This is a genomic window from Aquisalimonas sp. 2447 (assembly GCF_012044895.1).
GTDB lineage: Bacteria > Pseudomonadota > Gammaproteobacteria > Nitrococcales > Aquisalimonadaceae > Aquisalimonas.
The window spans coordinates 610,871-628,500 of record NZ_CP050695.1; the positions used below are offsets into that span (position 1 = coordinate 610,871).

General features: G+C 64.4%; 14 protein-coding genes, 1 pseudogene and 1 riboswitch. Of the genes and pseudogenes, 12 read left to right on the forward strand and 3 right to left on the reverse strand.

Annotation, left to right across the window (positions count from 1 at the left end; translation table 11 throughout):
- Positions 1–25: 25 nt before the first annotated feature.
- A complete protein-coding gene (locus tag KU884_RS02770) occupies positions 26–976 on the reverse strand; it encodes an IS1595 family transposase (protein ID WP_167781188.1) in 951 nt (316 codons plus the stop codon).
- A gap of 167 nt (positions 977–1,143) precedes the next feature.
- On the opposite strand from KU884_RS02770, the gene KU884_RS02775 reads away from it, so the two are divergent.
- Positions 1,144–1,581, forward strand: coding sequence for a nucleoside deaminase (locus KU884_RS02775; RefSeq protein WP_167781189.1), 438 nt, complete (start codon positions 1,144–1,146; stop codon positions 1,579–1,581).
- 122 nt (positions 1,582–1,703) lie between these two features.
- A complete protein-coding gene (locus KU884_RS02780) occupies positions 1,704–2,447 on the forward strand; it encodes an SDR family oxidoreductase (protein WP_167781190.1) in 744 nt (247 codons plus the stop codon).
- 375 nt (positions 2,448–2,822) lie between these two features.
- Here the strand turns inward: KU884_RS02780 and KU884_RS02785 are convergent, their stop codons facing one another.
- Positions 2,823–3,368, reverse strand: a complete 546-nt coding sequence (locus KU884_RS02785) for a hypothetical protein (RefSeq protein WP_167781191.1) — start codon at positions 3,366–3,368, stop codon at positions 2,823–2,825.
- A gap of 453 nt (positions 3,369–3,821) precedes the next feature.
- Positions 3,822–3,924: riboswitch (guanidine-I (ykkC/yxkD leader) on the forward strand.
- Positions 3,925–3,975: 51 nt separating this feature from the next.
- Between KU884_RS02785 and KU884_RS02790 the strand changes: the two genes are divergently transcribed.
- The 6 genes from KU884_RS02790 (at position 3,976) to uca (ending at position 12,000) form a co-directional block, all read left to right on the forward strand.
- Positions 3,976–5,067 (forward strand): putative urea ABC transporter substrate-binding protein, encoded by a 1,092-nt coding sequence (locus KU884_RS02790; RefSeq protein ID WP_167781192.1) that lies wholly within the window; start codon positions 3,976–3,978, stop codon positions 5,065–5,067.
- A gap of 66 nt (positions 5,068–5,133) precedes the next feature.
- On the forward strand, positions 5,134–5,955 hold the full coding sequence (locus KU884_RS02795) for an ABC transporter permease (RefSeq protein WP_167781193.1): 822 nt from the start codon (positions 5,134–5,136) through the stop codon (positions 5,953–5,955).
- Complete coding sequence (locus KU884_RS02800) at positions 5,952–6,746, forward strand: ABC transporter ATP-binding protein (RefSeq protein ID WP_167781194.1); 795 nt, start codon at positions 5,952–5,954, stop codon at positions 6,744–6,746. Before KU884_RS02795 ends, KU884_RS02800 begins: the two co-directional genes overlap by 4 nt.
- A 29-nt stretch (positions 6,747–6,775) precedes the next feature.
- Complete coding sequence (locus KU884_RS02805; RefSeq protein ID WP_167781195.1) at positions 6,776–7,513, forward strand: urea amidolyase associated protein UAAP1; 738 nt, start codon at positions 6,776–6,778, stop codon at positions 7,511–7,513.
- A 14-nt stretch (positions 7,514–7,527) separates the two neighbouring features.
- Entirely contained in the window at positions 7,528–8,169 is a 642-nt protein-coding gene (locus KU884_RS02810; protein WP_217351466.1) for an urea amidolyase associated protein UAAP2, read from the forward strand.
- 237 nt (positions 8,170–8,406) lie between these two features.
- Positions 8,407–12,000 carry an urea carboxylase gene (gene uca / locus KU884_RS02815; RefSeq protein WP_167781197.1) on the forward strand — a complete coding sequence of 1,198 codons (3,594 nt, stop codon included), beginning with the start codon at positions 8,407–8,409 and terminating at the stop codon, positions 11,998–12,000.
- 129 nt (positions 12,001–12,129) lie between these two features.
- Here uca and KU884_RS02820 read toward each other — a convergent pair.
- Positions 12,130–13,463, reverse strand: a pseudogene (locus KU884_RS02820) (IS110 family transposase).
- Positions 13,464–13,745: 282 nt separating this feature from the next.
- Here KU884_RS02820 and atzF point away from each other — a divergent pair.
- The 4 genes from atzF to yghU all read left to right on the forward strand — a co-directional run bounded on the left by atzF (position 13,746) and on the right by yghU (position 17,591).
- Positions 13,746–15,545, forward strand: coding sequence for an allophanate hydrolase (atzF, locus tag KU884_RS02825; protein WP_167781198.1), 1,800 nt, complete (start codon positions 13,746–13,748; stop codon positions 15,543–15,545).
- Between the two features lie 161 nt (positions 15,546–15,706).
- Entirely contained in the window at positions 15,707–16,117 is a 411-nt protein-coding gene (locus KU884_RS02830) for an HIT domain-containing protein (RefSeq protein ID WP_254432238.1), read from the forward strand.
- On the forward strand, positions 16,114–16,575 hold the full coding sequence (locus tag KU884_RS02835) for a GNAT family N-acetyltransferase (RefSeq protein ID WP_167781200.1): 462 nt from the start codon (positions 16,114–16,116) through the stop codon (positions 16,573–16,575). The genes KU884_RS02830 and KU884_RS02835 overlap by 4 nt, the downstream gene beginning before the upstream one ends.
- 137 nt (positions 16,576–16,712) lie before the next feature.
- Positions 16,713–17,591, forward strand: a complete 879-nt coding sequence (gene yghU / locus KU884_RS02840; protein WP_167781201.1) for a glutathione-dependent disulfide-bond oxidoreductase — start codon at positions 16,713–16,715, stop codon at positions 17,589–17,591.
- Positions 17,592–17,630 lie beyond the last annotated feature (39 nt).

A 17,630-nucleotide genomic window follows, 5' to 3' on the forward strand; every position in this document is an offset into this window, starting at 1 on the left:
TGCCGCCCATCAAAACGAAACCTAATTAGCAACGAGCCTCAGCACGGATGATTCGCTGAGGTTGTGGAGCGCAGTTGGCGGCGGCGACCAGCAGCCGCTTGGGCAAGGCGGCGAGGTCGAAGCGGCGGTTGAAGCGATAGGCGAACGCTGCGAGGTAGCGGTCGGCGTACTTGCGAAAACCCAGAGCATGGTGACAGCCGGAGAGGCTGGTTTTGAGATTACCGAGCACGGTGTTGATCCACTGGAACGCGGGCAGCTCTCTGGGCTTGCGCCCGGCGACCACGGTTGGGTGATGCGTGCAGCCGGCGGCGGTGACGCCGCGAAAGCACGCCAGGCCGTCGGAGGACACGCTGCTGCCGGGCACCAGACTCGCCTGGGCCCAGCGCGTCACCGCCTCGGTGGTGAACGTCGACACGGGAGTGAGACGGATACGCAGCGGATGGCCATCGGCGTTGAGCGAGACTGCCGCGAAGAAGGCAACCTTGTTCTCCGAGCCCCGGCCGGCCTTGCCGCCACGGCGCTCGCCGCCGAGGTAGGCGTCGTCGAGCTGCACGTGGCCGTCGAGGCGGTAGCGCTGCTCGCGCTCGGTCATCGCCTGCATCAGCTTGTGGTGCAGCAGCCAGGCAGTGGGGTAGCTCACACCGAGCTGGCGCGACAGAGCGAGTGCCGAGAGCCCGGTCTTGGCCTGGCTGAGGAGATAGATGGCGAGAAACCACACCGTCAGTGGCAGCTTGGTGCCCTGCATCACGGTGCCGGCGATCAGCGAGGTCTGGCGCCGGCAGCCGCGGCACTGGAACAGCGTCCGAGTGCGCCCCTGCACGCGGCCGTGGGCGGCACTGTGGCAGCGTGGGCAGCGAAAGCCGTTGGGCCAGCGCGCTTGTTCCAGGGCGGCTGCGCACTGCGCCTCCTGGGCGAAGCGCCTGGTGAACTCGGGCAACGACAGGCCTGGCTGGAACTGGATGCGGTTCATGGGCATGGGGCGATCCTCGGGGTAAGCACTGTATATAACCCCAGCATACACCAACGCCAGACGCCCCGTACCCCACCTGGCTGACGTTCGTTGCTAATCAGGATAATGATTGATCAGTGCCCCACACTGCCGTGTCGCCGTGCACGTCGCCGCAAACCAACGGGAGGAGGTCGATGGACGAGTATCTGGATGCGGCCATTGCCGAGGCTGCCCTCGGTCTGAGAGAGGGCGGGATTCCCATAGGCTCGATTCTGGTTCACGACGGCAGGATCATTGGCCGTGGTCACAACCGACGTGTGCAACAGGGTAGTGCGATCCTCCACGGAGAGATGGACGCCCTTGAGAACGCGGGCCGACTTCCAGCCGACGTCTACGCGCGGAGCACCTTGTACACGACCTTGTCTCCATGTGCTATGTGCTCGGGGGCGATCCTCCTGTACGGCATCTCTCGCGTCGTGATTGGTGAGAGCGTCACGTTTCGTGGAGAGGAGGAGCTTCTGCGTGGGCGTGGGGTGTCGATCGACGTGGTGCAGGACCCGCGCTGCATTGAGATGATGGAGCGATTCATTCAGGAGCATCCAGCCATTTGGAACGAAGATATTGGTGAGTGAACCCCCGTGGGGGCGCACGTCGTTGAGCACTTTGGACGGGTGACTGCGATGGGATCTGACAACACATTCTGCCCGGGACTCCTGCGTGCCCCCGGTGGGCGTTCGAATGATGGGAGTACACCATGACAGCACCGCAAGTCACCCTGGTTACCGGCGCCGCCCGCGGTATTGGCTTTGGCATCGCGCGACGACTGGTGGCCGATGGCGGGCGAGTGGTGATCGCCGATGTCGCGGGCGCCGAGGCCGCGGCTCGTGCCCTGGGTGCTGCGGCACGGCCGATGACTCTGGACGTCAGCGACGAGAAGTCCGTTCAGGGCGGCATCCGATCAGTGCTGGAAACGGAGGGGCGGCTGGACGGCCTGGTGAACAATGCCGGGATCAGCAACCCGGTCAGCGGCCCCGTGGAGCACCTGGAGCGGGCCGACTGGGAGCGGTGGCTGGCGGTGAACCTCACCGGCGCCTTTCTTCTGGCCAAGCACGCACTGCCCGCGCTGCGGGATAGCGGCGGGGCGATCGTCAACATCGCCTCCAGCCGCGCCCACCAGTCGGAGCCGGACACGGAGGCTTACGCGGCTAGCAAGGGCGGCGTGGTGGCGCTCACCCACGCGCTGGCGGTGAGCGTGGGGCCCGAGGTGCGGGTGAACAGTATCAGTCCCGGCTGGGTCGACGTCCGGCCACCGGAGGAACAGGTTGCCGACCCGCTGCCAGCCACGGACCACGCCCAGCACCCGGCCGGTCGAGTGGGCACGCCGGCGGATGTTGCCGCTCTGGCCGCGTTCCTCCTGGGGCCGGAGGCGGGCTTCGTCACCGGCCAGGATTGGGTGGTGGACGGTGGCATGACGCGGAAGATGATTTACGCGGAGTAGCTGCCAGGAAAAGAGCGTCTTGCGGGCGCTGCAGCCGATGCCTGGCCCGAATCCGTGGTTTGGCCCATCGCTGCAAAGACCGCTGAACTCTCGGTCGCCGCACCGCAGGTTGTCGCCCATCGCCTGACCCGTATGGCGGCGTCTGGTCCTACTCTTTCTGAGCGCGACCGCTCAACTGCAAAATGCCGCCCTTGGTGTTTTGAGCAAAGGAGTCGCCCCGGTTCATCGCAAGGCTACGTCCAATTCCAAACGCCTGGCACGCACCAAGCGTCGCTAAGCCCAACGTCGGTCATTGTGCCGGCGCACAAGAGGCTGGCCTGATTCGTGAGCCCGCGCTGATCGGTCAGAGGCGCGCGCGAATTGTTCAGCGCTTCCTCAAGGCGACGAGGCCTTCGAGTCCGCTGCCGGATCAGTGAACAGCAGCTGATGGGCCATTGCCATGTGCTCCCGCTGCAGGGTCATGACGATCTGCACTTCGCCGGTGTCCCAGGCCGTGAATAGCGTGAGCTGCCCGCCGGCGAGACCCATGCCCTCCATGCCGTGTTGTTCCCTGAGCGTGTCGTTCCGCCATTGGCGTACATCTCTTTCCGGCTCACCGTATTGCTCCGTGAGCTGTGCCTGCCAGCGTTGGTAATCCTCCAGGAAGGCGGCCGGCTCATCGTGCCCCGAGCGATTGAAATAGCGAACCTGCCACAGGCCGTCTTCGTTGAAGCGGCGGTTCACCGTCACCGGCGTGTTCTGGTAGTCGGTGTGATGGACGAGCATGCCCGGCGCGTCCAGGACGGGTGACTCCATGGCCTGCGCGCGGACGGCCTCCCGGCTGCTGCCCCAGGTGTCCTCGGGAGGTGTGCTCGCGACGGCCGCGGTCGCCAGGGCAAGGCTGAGCGCGGTGCTGCAGGGCAGGGTGAGGCGGCGACGCATGGAAACCTCCGGGGCATGGGCGACATTCAGCGTCGCTACGCCATGATGACTAACTCCCTTACACTTCCGCAATCAGGTTGTTCTTGCAGGCTCCCGAAGTCCGCCCATCGGGCTCGTTCCTGATCTGCAACCGGTGACAGTGACATCGCGTTTACGCCGGGGAAGAAATGTCCTTCGACGCGGCGACGGTCGAAAGGTTTGGAACCTGCCCGGAGCAGGGAGTTCAGGGGGGCGGCATTAGCCGTGGCGCACAAATGGTGCATAAAGCGGCGAAAACGCATTGTTTTGGTGCGAAGCGGTTCGGCTATTGACGTTCTTGAGTTTCGTAAGACTGAGAAAATAAAAAGAAAAGAGACATTGGCCCCATACTTGCTTTTATCTGATTGCACAGTAAGGAGCTCGGGTCGCCTGTCTGGTGACCAGGAAGGGATTCGCGTTCCGGACAATTTGGTTTCAATGGGTCGCTAGGGTTCCGGTCCGCAGATGCGGATGGCTGGTCCGAGAGCAACCGACCTCTCCTTGAGAGGTTACACGGCGGGACAAAAGCCCGGGAGGTCGTCAACGAGCTCCTGTGCTGTGTCCACCTGTAGCTTGACGGGAGAGAGTCATGATTCGTCGCACACCTGCCTTACTTCGCCGCCTTGCCGCGGTCGCCACTGCCACTGCGCTGTTTGTGGGCATGACCCTGCCTGGCGTCTCCGTCGCCCAGGAGCGGGACAGTTTCCGTATTGCCTGGAGCATCTATGTGGGCTGGATGCCCTGGTCGTACGGTGACGCCGAGGGCATCGTCGACAAATGGGCCGACAAGTACGACATCGAGATCGACGTGGTCCAGATCAACGACTACATCGAATCGATCAACCTGTATAACGCCGGTGAGTTCGATGGCGTCACCATCACCAACATGGACGCCCTGACCATTCCGGCCGCCGGCGGCGTGGATACCACGCTGCTGATCATTGGCGATTTCTCCGATGGCAATGACGGTGTGGTGCTCAAGGGCACCGACGATCTCGCGGACATCGAAGGCCAGCGCGTCAACCTGGTCGAGCTGTCCGTCTCTCACTATCTGCTGGCACGCGCCCTGGAGTCGGTGGGACTCACCGAACGCGATATTTCCGTGGTGAACACCGCCGATGCGGACATTGTCGGCGCCTTCTCCAGCGACGACGTCACCGCGGTCACTGCCTGGAATCCGCAGCTTGGGGAAATCCGGGCCATGGATAACGCCAACGTGGTCTTCGACTCCTCGGATATCCCGGGCGAGATCATCGACACTCTCGCTGTGAACACCGAGACGCTGGAAGCCAATCCCAAACTGGGCAAGGCGCTGGTGGGTGCATGGTACGAGATCATGAGCATCATGGAAGGTGACGATGAGGCCGCCAAGGAAGCGCGCGCCGACATGGGCGATGCCGCCGGCACCGATCGCGAAGGCTACGAAGCGCAGCTCGCCAGCACCACCATGTTCTACGATCCCGCTGACGCCGTGGCGTTCGTGACCAGCGACCAGCCCCAAGAGACCATGGAGAACGTCCGGCAGTTCGCCTTCGAACACGGTCTTCTGGGCGACACCGCCCCCAGCCCCGATTTCGTGGGGATTGAGTTCACGGACGGTTCCGTGCTCGGTAACGCCGGAAACGTGAAGCTGCGTTTCAATGCCGAGTACATGCGCATGGCCGCCGACGGCGAACTCTGATACGGCCGGGGGGGCGGTGCCGCCGCTCCCCCGAATGCCTTGCCCGGCTGGCGAAGGGGCCCCCCCATGAAACGAGTCATCAACCAACACCCCAATCGCGTGCTCAGGGTCGGACTGGCCATACTGCCGTTCGCCATTGTGCTGCTGCTCTACGTTGTTGCCTCCAACGCGCGGTTGGCGGAAAACCCGGACGACAAGCTCCTGCCGTCGCTCATGACCATGGCGGAGTCGGTGCAGCGCCTGGCGACGGAGCCGAGCCGCCGCACGGGGGACCTGCTGCTGTGGGTGGATACCGGCGCAAGCCTCACACGTCTGGGGATTGGTGTGTCCATCAGCATGCTCGTGGGGCTGGTGGTGGGCATGGTGACGGGGTTGATCCCGTACGTGCGCCGTACGATGTCGCCGTTCATCACCGCCGTCGCGATGATTCCGCCGCTGGCGATTCTGCCAATCCTGTTCATCTCTTTCGGTGTCGGCGAGTTGTCCAAGGTGATGCTGATCATCTTCGGCATCCTGCCGTTCATCATCCGGGATCTGCAGCAGCGGGTGGAGGAACTGCCCAACGAACAGCTGGTAAAGGCGCAGACACTGGGCGCATCCACATGGCAGCTCCTCTTGCGGGTGGTCCTGCCGCAGACCGTCCCGCGACTGCTGGACGCCACGCGCCTGGCGCTGGGTGCCGCGTGGCTGTTCCTGATTGCCTCGGAAGCCATCGCTGCCCAGGAAGGGCTGGGTTACCGCATCTTCCTGGTCCGACGCTACCTGGATATGCAGGTCATCCTGCCCTATGTCGCCTGGATTACGCTGCTTGCCTTCCTGTTCGACTGGGTGCTGCGCAAGATCAACCAGGTGTGCTTCCCCTGGTACGGCGCCGGGAGGTCCGCATGACGGCCGTCGAGGCGAAGAAGCTCTGGAAAGAGTACGGCGACGACGTCGTGCTCGAGAATATTGATCTCAAGGTCGCCTCCGGTGAGTTCGTGACCATCGTGGGCGCTTCCGGCTGCGGCAAGACGACCTTTCTGCGCATGCTCCTGGGCGAGGAGCAGCAAACGCGCGGGCAGCTTTTGCTGGACGGCGAGCCGATGCCGGCAGAGCCGGGCCCGGACCGCGGCGTCGTTTTCCAGAAGTATTCCGTGTTTCCCCATCTCACGGCACTGAAAAACGTCATGCTCGGTGACGAGTTCCAGCAGTCTCCGTTCGCCGCACGGCTGCTGGGGGCAGCACGGCGCCGGGCGCGGGAACGGGCCATGTCCATGCTGGAGAACGTGGGGCTGGAGGATGCCCGTGACAAATACCCCACCGAGCTTTCCGGTGGCATGCAGCAGCGCCTGGCGATTGCCCAGGCACTCATGAAGGACCCGGGGGTGCTGCTGCTGGACGAACCCTTCGGCGCGCTGGATCCGGGCATCCGCAAGGACATGCACGGCATGATTCTGGATCTCTGGCGTCGCACGGGCATCACCATTTTCATGATCACGCACGATCTCAAGGAAGGTTTTGATCTTGGTACGCGTCTGCTTGTGTTCGACAAGGTGCGGCACGATCCCCAGGCACCCAACGCGTACGGCGCCCAGATTACCTACGACATACCGCTGGGCAAGACCGACCAGGAGACCTGGACCGAACTGACCCAGTCTGTGGACCCGGCGCTCGTGGGAACTCAAGCGACGGTGGATTGATGACAACAAGCTTTGCAGGAGGAAGCGCGATGTATCCAACACCCATCGCAGAAAACCGGGTCGTGCTGCGGGACGCCGTTCCCGGCGGCCGTTATTGGTCCATGGTGGTCAAGCGCGGCTACACGCTGCGGCTCACGGACCGGGACGGGGGCGGCAACGCCGCGGTGCTGCTGTTCAACCCGCACAACCCGCTGGAGCGCTACAGCATGGCGGATACCCTGAAGGGGCAGCACGTCTCCCGACTGCAGCGGGGCAACATGCTGTTCTCGGACATGGGCAGGACCATGTTCTCCATCGTGGGCGACACCGTCGGCTGGCATGACCCCATCGGCGGGATCACCGATGCGGACATGATCCTGAAACAGTATGGCGAGGCCACGTTCCAGGACCACTGGAACGACTTCTACCGCAACGGGCGTGAGCTGTTCCTGATCGAACTGGGCAAGTGGGGCCTTGGGAAGCGCGACCTGGTCCCGAACATCAACTTCTTCAGCAAGGTCGTGGTCGGCGATGACGGTGGCATGAATTACGTGCCGGAAAACAGCCAGGCCGGCGACAGCGTTGATCTGCGCGCCGAGAGTGACACCCTGGTGGTGCTGAATACCGCACCGCATCCCATGGTCCCGGGCAGCACCTACGCACCCTCGCCGGTGGATCTCATGATCTACCGCTCGGCGCCGGTGGCGGACGATGACTACTGCCTCCATCACAGTCCCGAGAACGCCCGCGCCTACGCCAACACACTGATTGCCAACTGTCAGGGGTGAACAGCATGAACGGAATGAACCTGGTCGAGAGTGAGCGCATGCCGGAACACGCGGTAATGCGGGAAAAGGTCCTCGCCGGTGCCCACTGGATGGGAGAGGTGAAGAAGGGCCAGACCCTGCGCATCCTGGATGTGGAAGGGAACCAGGCCGCAGACACCCTGTTCTACAGCCTGGCCGACCCGCAAGGCGAGAAGTACAGCGCCGTGGACACGGTGCGCGAGCAGGGCAACGTCTACCTGACCACGGGCACGAAACTGCTCTCCAACGAAGGCAACGTGATGCTCACCATCACCGCGGACACCTGCGGCCGGCACGACACCCTCGGTGGCGCCTGTTCGGCGGAAGCCAACCAGATGCGCTACGCCCTGGACAAAAAGCCCATGCACTCCTGCCGCGACAACTTCGTCCACGCCATCCAGGAGAGCGGCTACGACCTGACCAAGCGGGACGTCGTCAGCAACATCAACTTCTTCATGAACGTGCCGCTGACGCCGGAGGGTGGCCTGAGTTTCCAGGACGGGATCTCCGGGCCGGGCAAGTACGTGGAAATGCGCGCTGAAATGGACGTCATCGTGCTGCTCTCCAACTGCCCGCAGCTCAACAACCCGTGCAGCGGCTTCAACCCGACGCCGCTGGAGATGATCGTCTGGGACTGAGGGAGCCACAAGGGCTGACCAGCGAGTCCGTGCATTGACGGCGCCCCTTGATTGCCGCTGCGCGATACCCTCCGAGGCCCCCGCAGGAGCGACGCGAGTCGCGACGGAGACCAGCAGAACGTTGCGACTCGCGTCGCTCTCTACGGAGAAGGGGCTCCACAAGGGCATAGCGGCCAGGGACGACCCTGGCGCAAGCACCATGCTGCGGGACGACCCGCTGACGGAGAATCAAAACGCATGTTCAGCAAGGTCCTGATCGCCAACCGCGGCGCCATCGCCTGCCGCATCATCCGCACCCTCAAGCGGTTGGGCGTGCACTCGGTGGCTGTCTACTCCGAGGCGGATCGCCACTCCCTGCACGTGCACCAGGCCGACGAAGCCGTCCACATCGGTGACTCCGCTGCCAGCGCCTCTTACCTGGACGCCGACCGCATCCTGCGTGTCGCCCGGGAGACCGGCGCCGAGGCCATTCACCCCGGCTATGGCTTTCTCTCCGAAAACGCGGAATTCGCCGAGGCGTGCGAGGCTGCGGGCATCGCGTTTATCGGCCCCACGGGCCAGCAGATGCGCGACTTCGGCCTCAAACACACGGCACGCAGTCTCGCCGAAGCCAACGACGTGCCCATGCTGCCCGGCACCGGGCTGCTGGAGAGCCTGAACGAGGCGGTGGGCGAGGCGGAGCGCATTGGTTATCCGGTGATGCTCAAGAGCACTGCAGGTGGCGGCGGCATCGGCATGCAGCTCTGCCACAGCGAGGCCGAGTTGCGCGACGCCTACGACTCCGTCAAACGGCTCTCCCAGAACAATTTCTCCAACAGCGGCATCTTCCTGGAGAAATTCGTCCGGCGCGCTCGCCACATCGAGGTGCAGCTCTTCGGTGACGGGCAGGGTGGCGTGATCGCCCTGGGTGAGCGGGACTGCTCCCTGCAGCGGCGCAACCAGAAGGTGGTGGAGGAGACCCCGGCGCCCAACATCACCGACGCCGTTCGTGCGGATCTGCTCACCGCCGCCGAGAAGCTGGGCCGGGGTGTGAACTACCGCTCGGCGGGGACGGTGGAGTACATCTTCGACGCCGACACCGGCGAGTTCTACTTTCTGGAGGTGAATACCCGGCTGCAGGTGGAGCACGGAGTTACGGAGGAGGTGACCGGCGTCGATCTGGTGGAGTGGATGGTGCGGGGTGCCGCCGGCGATCTGCCGGACCTGGAGCGCCTGCGGCCCGGTCCGCCCGAAGGCCACTCCATACAGGTGCGCCTGTACGCCGAGGATCCGGGCAAGAACTTCCAGCCTTCCACGGGGCTGCTCACCGAGGCGGTCTTCCCCGAGGGTGTCCGGGTGGATACCTGGGTGGAGCGGGGGAGTGAGATCTCGCCTTACTACGACCCAATGATCGCCAAGGTGATCGTGCACGCGGCCGATCGCGCCGCGGCGATCGAGAAAATGCAGACGGCGCTGGCGGCCACCGAGCTGCATGGGCTGGAGACCAACCTGCTCTACCTGCGCCAGGTGATCGCCGACCACACCTTTGGCAAGGGTGAGGCGACCACCCAGTATCTGAACAGCTTTACCTATCACGCCCCCACCATCGACGTGGTCAGCCCCGGAACCCAGACCACCGTGCAGGACTGGCCCGGCCGGGTGGGCTACTGGGACATCGGTGTGCCGCCCTCCGGCCCCATGGACATGCTTGCCTTCCGCATGGGCAACCGCATTGTCGGCAACGACGAAGGCGCCGCGGGTCTGGAGCTGACCGTCACGGGACCGAGCCTGCGCTTCAACACCGACGCCGTGATCGCGCTCACGGGGGCGGCCATGCGCGCGAAACTGGACGGTGAACCGCTGACGTTCTGGCGGCCCGTGATGGTCACCGCCGGACAGACTTTGAAGCTCGGGCCAGTGCAGGGTGCCGGCACTCGGGCCTACCTGCTGGTGGCCGGCGGCATCGACGTGCCCCTGCACATGGGCAGTCGCGCCACATTTACCCTGGGGCAAATGGGTGGTCACGGCGCCCGCGCGTTGCAGCCGGGCGATGTGCTGCATATCGGTGACACCGATACAGTGGACGCGGTCACCCCCAAGGAAGGCGCCGTGCCCGAGTACGGCAACCACTGGAACATTCGTACCGTCTACGGCCCCCACGGCGCGCCGGATTTCTTCACCCAGAGGGATGTCGATACCTTCTTCGGCACAGACTGGGAGATCCACTACAACTCCAGCCGTACTGGTGTGCGCCTGGTGGGTCCGAAGCCGGAGTGGGCGCGGGAAGACGGCGGCGAGGCAGGGCTGCACCCGTCCAACATCCACGACAATGCCTACGCCATTGGCACCATCGACTTCACCGGCGACATGCCGGTCATCCTCGGCCCCGACGGGCCGAGCCTGGGTGGCTTCGTTTGTCCGGCCACCATCATCAGTGCCGATCTCTGGAAAATGGGGCAGCTGAATCCCGGCGACAGCGTGCGTTTCCTGCCGGTGTCCGTGGCGGAGGCCAACCGGCTGGAGGCAGCACAGGACGCGGCGATTGCCGCGTTGCAGTCGGCGGAGAGCGAGGCCGAAGCGGTGCCGGTGACCACGCCGATCCTGAAAAACGAGCGTGGCAATGGCCATCCGCTGGGCGTCACCTACCGGCCCGCCGGCGATAAGTATCTGCTGGTGGAGTACGGACCCATCGAGCTGGATCTGAATCTGCGCTTCCGCGTGCAGGCCCTGCTGGAGTGGCTCACGGAGCAGCGCATCACCGGAATCACCGAAATGACCCCGGGAGTGCGCAGCCTGCAGATCCACTACGAGCCGAAGCAGTTGCCCTTGGCGCAGCTCATGCAGTTGCTGGAGCAGGCCGAGGCCGAGCTCAAGGATCTCTCCGAGGCCGAGCTCCCTTCGCGCATCATTCATCTGCCGCTGGCCTGGGATGACAGCCAGACGCAACTTGCCACCCGGAAGTACATGCAATCCGTGCGCAGTGACGCCCCCTGGTGTCCGCGCAACATCGAGTTCATCCGCCGCATCAACGGGCTGGACAGCGAGGAGGACGTCAAACGTATTGTCTTCGACGCCTCTTATCTGGTCATGGGCCTGGGGGATGTCTACCTGTCCGCGCCGTTGGCTACACCGGTGGACCCGCGTCACCGTCTGGTGACTACCAAGTACAATCCGGCGCGCACCTGGACGCCGGAGAACGCCGTGGGCATCGGCGGCTCGTACATGTGCATCTACGGCATGGAGGGTCCGGGGGGTTACCAGTTCGTGGGCCGCACCCTGCAGATCTGGAACCGCTACAAGGTCACGCCAGAATTCCAGCAGCCGTGGCTGCTGCGCTTCTTTGACCAGATCCGCTTCTACGAGGTCACCGAGGAGGAGCTGCTCGCCATGCGCGATGCCTTCCCCAAGGGCGGGCTGCGCATCGACATCGAGGAGACCACGTTCTCGCTCAAGCGCTACAACGCGTTCCTCGCGGCCAATCGCGACAGCATCGACACCTTCAAGACGCAGCAACAGGCCGCTTTTGAGGCCGAGCGCCAGCGCTGGATCGAGACCGGACAGGCCAACTATGAGGCGGATGCCGAGCCGCCGGCTCCGGAGCCGGACGCGGTGGAACTGGCCGACGGGGAGTATGCCGTGGAAGGCCATGTTCACGGCAGCCTCTGGGCGCTGGATGTGAAAGAGGGCGATCGCGTGGAGGAAGACCAGCAGTTGCTGGTGCTGGAGTCCATGAAAATGGAGATCCCCGTGCTGGCCGAGTCCGCGGGCACGGTGAAGCGCGTGCTTGGCAGCGAAGGCAGCCAGGTGACTCCGGGTCAGGTGCTGCTGGTCATCGCGGAGGACGTCCAGTAACGACGCCTGCCTGTAGGAGCGGCGCGAGCCGCGACAGCAGCCGAAAATCGGAACCGCAACCGCGGCTCGCGCCGCTCTCATCAAACATCTGCCAGGTCGTTGTTTTGACAGGGGCGGTTTCATATTGAGTCATGCTGCTGGCACCAGATCGAGGCCGAGTTTGCGGGCCTTGCGCTGGAGTGCCCGCAGTTGGCGATCATGGCGTGTGGCCTCGAAGGCCTCGATGCCTTTCTCGACGTAGGGCTGGCCACGGGTGAGCATGGCGTAGATCAGCCGGGCGAGCTGGTGAGCGGTGGCCTTGATCGCTTTGGCGGTGTCCATGCGTGTCAGTCTTGCGCGATGGGCGGCGCCGATGAAGCTGCGACTCGATCGCGCGTTCGAGGCGGCTTGGCGGAGTGCCTGGGCGGCGATGTTGTTGACCTTCGTCCCCGGCCCGCTGAGGGCTTTGCCACCCGAGATCCGGGTCGGTGGCGCGAGCCCGAGCCAGGAGCAGAAGTGCGCCTGGGAGGGAAAGCGCGAGAGGTCGGGGCCGATTTCTCCGGCGATCACCAGCACGGTGTCGACACCCAGCGATGGGATGGCGCTGAGATCGACCCCCATGACCTGGAGGAGTGCCTGTTGGAGCCGGCGCTGCTCGGCCGCGCTGCGGTGGGCGCTGCGCGAGGGGGTGGCGAGTTCAGTCGGGGCACAGGCACGCACGGGCAGTGCCTCGAGTGCCGAGAGGATCGCCCGATCACAGGCGCCGATCTGCTGCTCGAGAAAATCAAAGTGCGCCAGTGCCTGCTCGAGGGCAAAGAGATGCTCGACGCGCCAGTTGCCATGCAGGCTGCGCGCGACCGTCGCCTCGTCGGCGCGCAGCCGCCGATCGCGTAGCGTGGCGAGCTGCCACGGATCCCGCTCACCGGCGACAATCGCCCGCAGGATGCGCATCGCCGTCTTGCCCTTGAGGTCGCTGACGACATGGCCCAGATGCACGTTCATCTGCGCCAGCGCCTTGTGCATGTGGTTCAGACACCACGACTGGGCCTGGATCCGGCGACTGCGCTGGCGCACGAACGCACGCAGCGTGCACACCGCATCACCCGGGCGAAAGGCACCGCTCAACAAACCGTGGCTCATCAACTGCCAGATCCACTGACAGTCGAGCACATCGGACTTGCGCCCCGAGACCTGCCGCGTGGCCCGGGAGTTGACCAGCAGAACCTCAAAGCCCCGTGCATCAAGCACCTCAAAGGGCGCAATCCAGTACACCCCGTCGCCTCCATCGCCACCTGGGTGATCCCCAGCGACTCCAGCCAGTCGGCCAGCGCCTGCAGATCGTCGGTGAAACCGCTGAAACACCGCACCGAGACCTCGCAACGCCCGGGATCCACCGCCACCCAATGCTCGTGACCCCCGACATCGATACCGGCACAATCCGGATGCACCACCTCCAACCGCCGCTTCTGCCTCTTGCCTGCCATGTCCGTTCCTCACATGATGATCACAAGGGCGTACGGGGAGACACGGCGGCGGTAGGGCTCACTCTCTCATACGAGGTCACGGCCAGTGCCGTGCCTTCAACGACTCCACGCCGATGCCGTGCGGGCCACTCTCCTACGCGGGTGCATGCACACCAGTGCGGCGTCTGGCCTCTGCTCTCCGTGCGCCCGCCTATCTTGCACCATGTTTGCTGCGCGACAGCGCACCAACAGCGTTGATGCGCAATCTCCTACAAAGACAAACAAACATGACGAGGTGCCACTATGCAGACGCTCACCGAACTACTGGACGCCTACCGCGGCGGCCACAAGCGCCTTCGCCGGCACATCACCGAGGTCATGGAAACGGCGCGCTCCGGCGACGACCGCAACATCTGGATTACCGTGCTTACCGACGCGCAGCTGGAACCCTACCTGCAGCGTCTGGAAGCGGCTGACCCGACGGAGCTGCCGCTCTACGGCGTGCCGTTCGCAATGAAGGACAACATCGACCTGGCGGGCATTCCCACCACTGCGGGGTGTCCGGACTACACGTATACCCCGGAGTCCTCTGCGTTCTTGGTGCAGCAGCTCATCGATGCCGGCGCCGTGCCCGTGGGCAAGACCAACCTCGACCAGTTCGCCACCGGTCTGGTGGGCACCCGCTCGCCGTACGGCGCCTGTGGCAATGCGTTCGATCCGGATTACGTCTCCGGTGGCTCCAGTTCCGGTTCTGCGGTCAGCGTCGCGCTGGGCCAGGTCTGCTTCTCGCTGGGGACTGATACGGCCGGCTCAGGTAGGGTGCCTGCCGCGTTCAACAACCTGGTTGGCGTCAAACCCACCTGCGGGCTGCTCAGCGCCAGTGGCGTGGTGCCGGCCTGCCGCACCATCGACACCATCTCCATCTTCGCCACGACAGTAGCTGATGCCCAGCAGGTCCTGGATGTCGCCGCGGCCTTCGATGTCGATGACGCTTATTCGCGTCCGGACAGTGTGCCGTCGCTCGGGCATGGCAGCATCCCGGTGGCGGGTTTTCGCTTCGGCGTACCGAAAGCGGAACAACTCGCCTTCTTTGGTAACCGCGAGTCGGAAAAGCTGTTCTTCCAGGCCGTTGAACGGCTGGAAGCGCTCGGCGGCAAGCGGGTGGAACTGGACTTCGAGCCTTTCCTGGAAGCGGCCCGCCTGTTGTACGAAGGGCCCTGGGTCTCCGAGCGCTACACGGCCATCCGCGAGTTCATCGAGCGTGCGCCGGAGTCATTGTTCCCAGTAACGCGGGAGATCATCGGTGGCGGCGGCAAACCGCTGGCCACTGATGCTTTTGCTGCCCAGTACCGGCTCAAGGCCCTGAAGCGCCGCACCGAGGCCACCTGGGACGACGTGGACCTGGTGATCACGCCGTCAGCCGGGACGATTTACACCACCGACGCGGTCAACGCCGATCCGGTGCAGCTCAACAGTAACCTCGGCTACTACACCAACTTCATGAACCTGCTGGACTTCAGCGCTCTGGCGGTGCCGGCCGGATTTCAGTCCGACGGTTTGCCCTTCGGCGTGACCCTGTTCGCCCCCGCTTTCTACGATCAGGATCTGCTGGCCATCGGTGATCGGCTGCATCGGGATCAGGCCCTGCCGCTCGGCGCTACGGGTGCGGCCATGCCAAAAGGCGAACCGGTGGCGGCCCGCCATGCCCACACCATTCCGGTGGCGGTTTGCGGTGCGCATATGCATGGTTTGCCGCTCAACTGGCAGCTCACCCAGCGTAACGCGCGTTTCGTGGAGGCGACGCGCTCGGCGCCCGAATACCGCTTCTATGCATTGCCCGGCGGTCCACCCCATCGGCCGGGCATGGTGCACGTGGGCGCAGGAGGCGGTGCCGTGGAACTGGAGGTATGGGAGGTGCCCGCCGATCGTTTCGGGTCCTTCGTCGCGGGCATTCCCGCGCCGCTGGGTATCGGCAAGGTGCGCCTCGCGTCCGGCGCGGAGGTGCCCGGTTTCGTTTGTGAGGCCAGCGCGGCGAATCAGGCCGAGGACATCACTGCACTGGGTTCCTGGCGCACCTGGCTGAAGGAGCAAGCGGCGAAGTAGAACCGCGTCGGCGGTGTCTCGTGTGACATCGCTGATCGTTGTCGCCAGACTGTGGTCGTGGTGTTCTGGTTGCGAATTCGTAGCGAGCCGGTGTGCCAGGAGAGCCCTGCTTGGAATGCCTTTTCTGCCGAATCATTGCCGGTGAGGAACCCTGTGCACAGGTGTATGCTGATGACCTGTGCGTGGCGTTCATGGACATCTATCCGCTCGGCGAGGGCCACGTGCTGCTGATCCCGCGGCAGCACGTTGTGCAGCTCGAGGAACTGGATGCCGGAACGCGGGCGCACATGTACACGGTGTTCGACCGGCTGTTGGCGGCGCAACGCCGCGCGGGGCTGGGTGTGGAAGGCACCCACTTTCTGGTTAATGACGGCAAGGCGGCCAACCAGCATATCCCCCACGCGCATATGCACCTTATCCCGCGTCGGCGGGGCGATGGTCTACGCTTCCTTTACCGGTTGTCGTTGCACCTGACGGGTCTGTTCGGGTTCGCGAAGCCAATGAGCACGCTGCGTGAGCAGGCCGCGCGGATTGCGGCCGGAATGCGATCTTCGGATCAGGAGGCGGAATGAGCGAGGTGGATTACACGGTGGCTTTCGTCACCGGGGCCGACAAGGACGAATGGCGCCGCCTTTTCGAAGGCTACGCGGTGTTCTACGGCGTACCGATGAGCGACACGGTGGCTGATCAGGTCTGGTCCTGGCTGCTGGACCCATCCCATGAGCTTGAGGGACTGATCGCCCACGACGAGGCCTACAATGGCGTGGGGATCATTCACGTGCGCGCCTGCCCGCGGCCGCTGAGCGGCTGCAATATTGGGTTTGTGGACGACATGTTCGTGGTCCCCGACGCGCGCGGCAGCGGTGCGTCAGACGCCATGGTGGAGCGGTTGCAGGCCCTGGCCCGGGAACGGGGTTGGCCGGCATTGCGCTGGTTGACGCAACAGCACAATGAGCGCGGCCGCGCCTTTTACGACCGCTATGCCGGCGGCCCCACCGATTTCATTCTGTACCACCTGCGCATGGGCTGACCACGTTATTTGGCGGGCTCATCACCAGGTGACCTGGCCGCCTTGACCCTGCCGATGTTCGCGCTCATTGTTCGTTCTCGTACAACCCGGCGCGCGCTATGCTTTCGTATTCAGTTCTTTAACCCTGGGAGATCCGAATGTCCGACAACAACGGAACCTACACTCCGCCGAAAGTCTGGACGTGGGACAGGGAGAGCGGTGGCAAATTCGCCAGCATCAACCGGCCCATCGCCGGACCGACCCACGACAAGGAACTGCCGGTGGGGAAGCATCCGTTGCAGCTCTACTCCCTGGCCACGCCCAATGGTGTGAAAGTCACCATCATGCTGGAGGAGCTGCTGGGGCTCGGTCACACGGGGGCGGAGTACGATGCCCATCTGATTCGCATTGGTGACGGCGAGCAGTTCGGCAGCGGCTTCGTCGCCGTCAACCCGAACTCGAAGATCCCTGCCATGATGGACCAGAGCACCACGCCGCCGACGCGGGTCTTCGAGTCCGGTTCCATCCTGTTCTACCTGGCTGAGAAGTTCGGGGCCTTCCTGCCCACCGACATCCCCGCGCGCACGGAGTGCATGAACTGGCTGTTCTGGCAGATGGGCATGGCGCCGTTGCTGGGCGGCGGCTTCGGTCACTTCTACGCCTACGCACCGGAGTCCTACGAGTACCCCATCAACCGCTTCGCCATGGAGGTCAAGCGCCAGTTGGATGTGCTGGACCGGGAACTGGCGGACAAGCGCTACATCGTCGGTGACGACTACACCATTGCGGACATGGCGATCTGGCCCTGGTACGGCGCCCTGTCTCTCGGGCGGCTGTACAACGCCGGCGAGTTCCTGCAGGTGCATACGTACGAGAATGTGGTGCGCTGGGCCAGGGAGATCGATGAGAGGCCGGCCGCGCAGCGCGGCCGCATGGTCAACCGCGTCTGGGGTGAGCCTCACCACCAGTTGCCGGAACGCCACGACGCCAGCGATTTCGAGCACCGCACCCAGGACAAGCTGGACGCCGCGAACTGAGGAGAGCATTCGCGCGCGCGTCCGACGCTTGAACCGAAT

What these genes read in the sequence shown, in the direction of transcription:
- KU884_RS02775 (WP_167781189.1), top strand. Translation starts at nt 1,144, where the DNA reads ATGGACGAGTATCTGGATGCGGCCATTGCCGAGGCTGCCCTCGGTCTG.
- KU884_RS02790 (WP_167781192.1), top strand. Translation starts at nt 3,976, where the DNA reads ATGATTCGTCGCACACCTGCCTTACTTCGCCGCCTTGCCGCGGTCGCC.
- KU884_RS02800 (WP_167781194.1), top strand. Translation starts at nt 5,952, where the DNA reads ATGACGGCCGTCGAGGCGAAGAAGCTCTGGAAAGAGTACGGCGACGAC.
- KU884_RS02810 (WP_217351466.1), top strand. Translation starts at nt 7,528, where the DNA reads ATGAACCTGGTCGAGAGTGAGCGCATGCCGGAACACGCGGTAATGCGG.
- KU884_RS02795 (WP_167781193.1), top strand. Translation starts at nt 5,134, where the DNA reads ATGAAACGAGTCATCAACCAACACCCCAATCGCGTGCTCAGGGTCGGA.
- uca (WP_167781197.1), top strand. Translation starts at nt 8,407, where the DNA reads ATGTTCAGCAAGGTCCTGATCGCCAACCGCGGCGCCATCGCCTGCCGC.
- KU884_RS02835 (WP_167781200.1), top strand. Translation starts at nt 16,114, where the DNA reads ATGAGCGAGGTGGATTACACGGTGGCTTTCGTCACCGGGGCCGACAAG.
- KU884_RS02805 (WP_167781195.1), top strand. Translation starts at nt 6,776, where the DNA reads ATGTATCCAACACCCATCGCAGAAAACCGGGTCGTGCTGCGGGACGCC.
- atzF (WP_167781198.1), top strand. Translation starts at nt 13,746, where the DNA reads ATGCAGACGCTCACCGAACTACTGGACGCCTACCGCGGCGGCCACAAG.
- KU884_RS02785 (WP_167781191.1), bottom strand. Translation starts at nt 3,368, where the DNA reads ATGCGTCGCCGCCTCACCCTGCCCTGCAGCACCGCGCTCAGCCTTGCC.
- KU884_RS02770 (WP_167781188.1), bottom strand. Translation starts at nt 976, where the DNA reads ATGCCCATGAACCGCATCCAGTTCCAGCCAGGCCTGTCGTTGCCCGAG.
- yghU (WP_167781201.1), top strand. Translation starts at nt 16,713, where the DNA reads ATGTCCGACAACAACGGAACCTACACTCCGCCGAAAGTCTGGACGTGG.
- KU884_RS02780 (WP_167781190.1), top strand. Translation starts at nt 1,704, where the DNA reads ATGACAGCACCGCAAGTCACCCTGGTTACCGGCGCCGCCCGCGGTATT.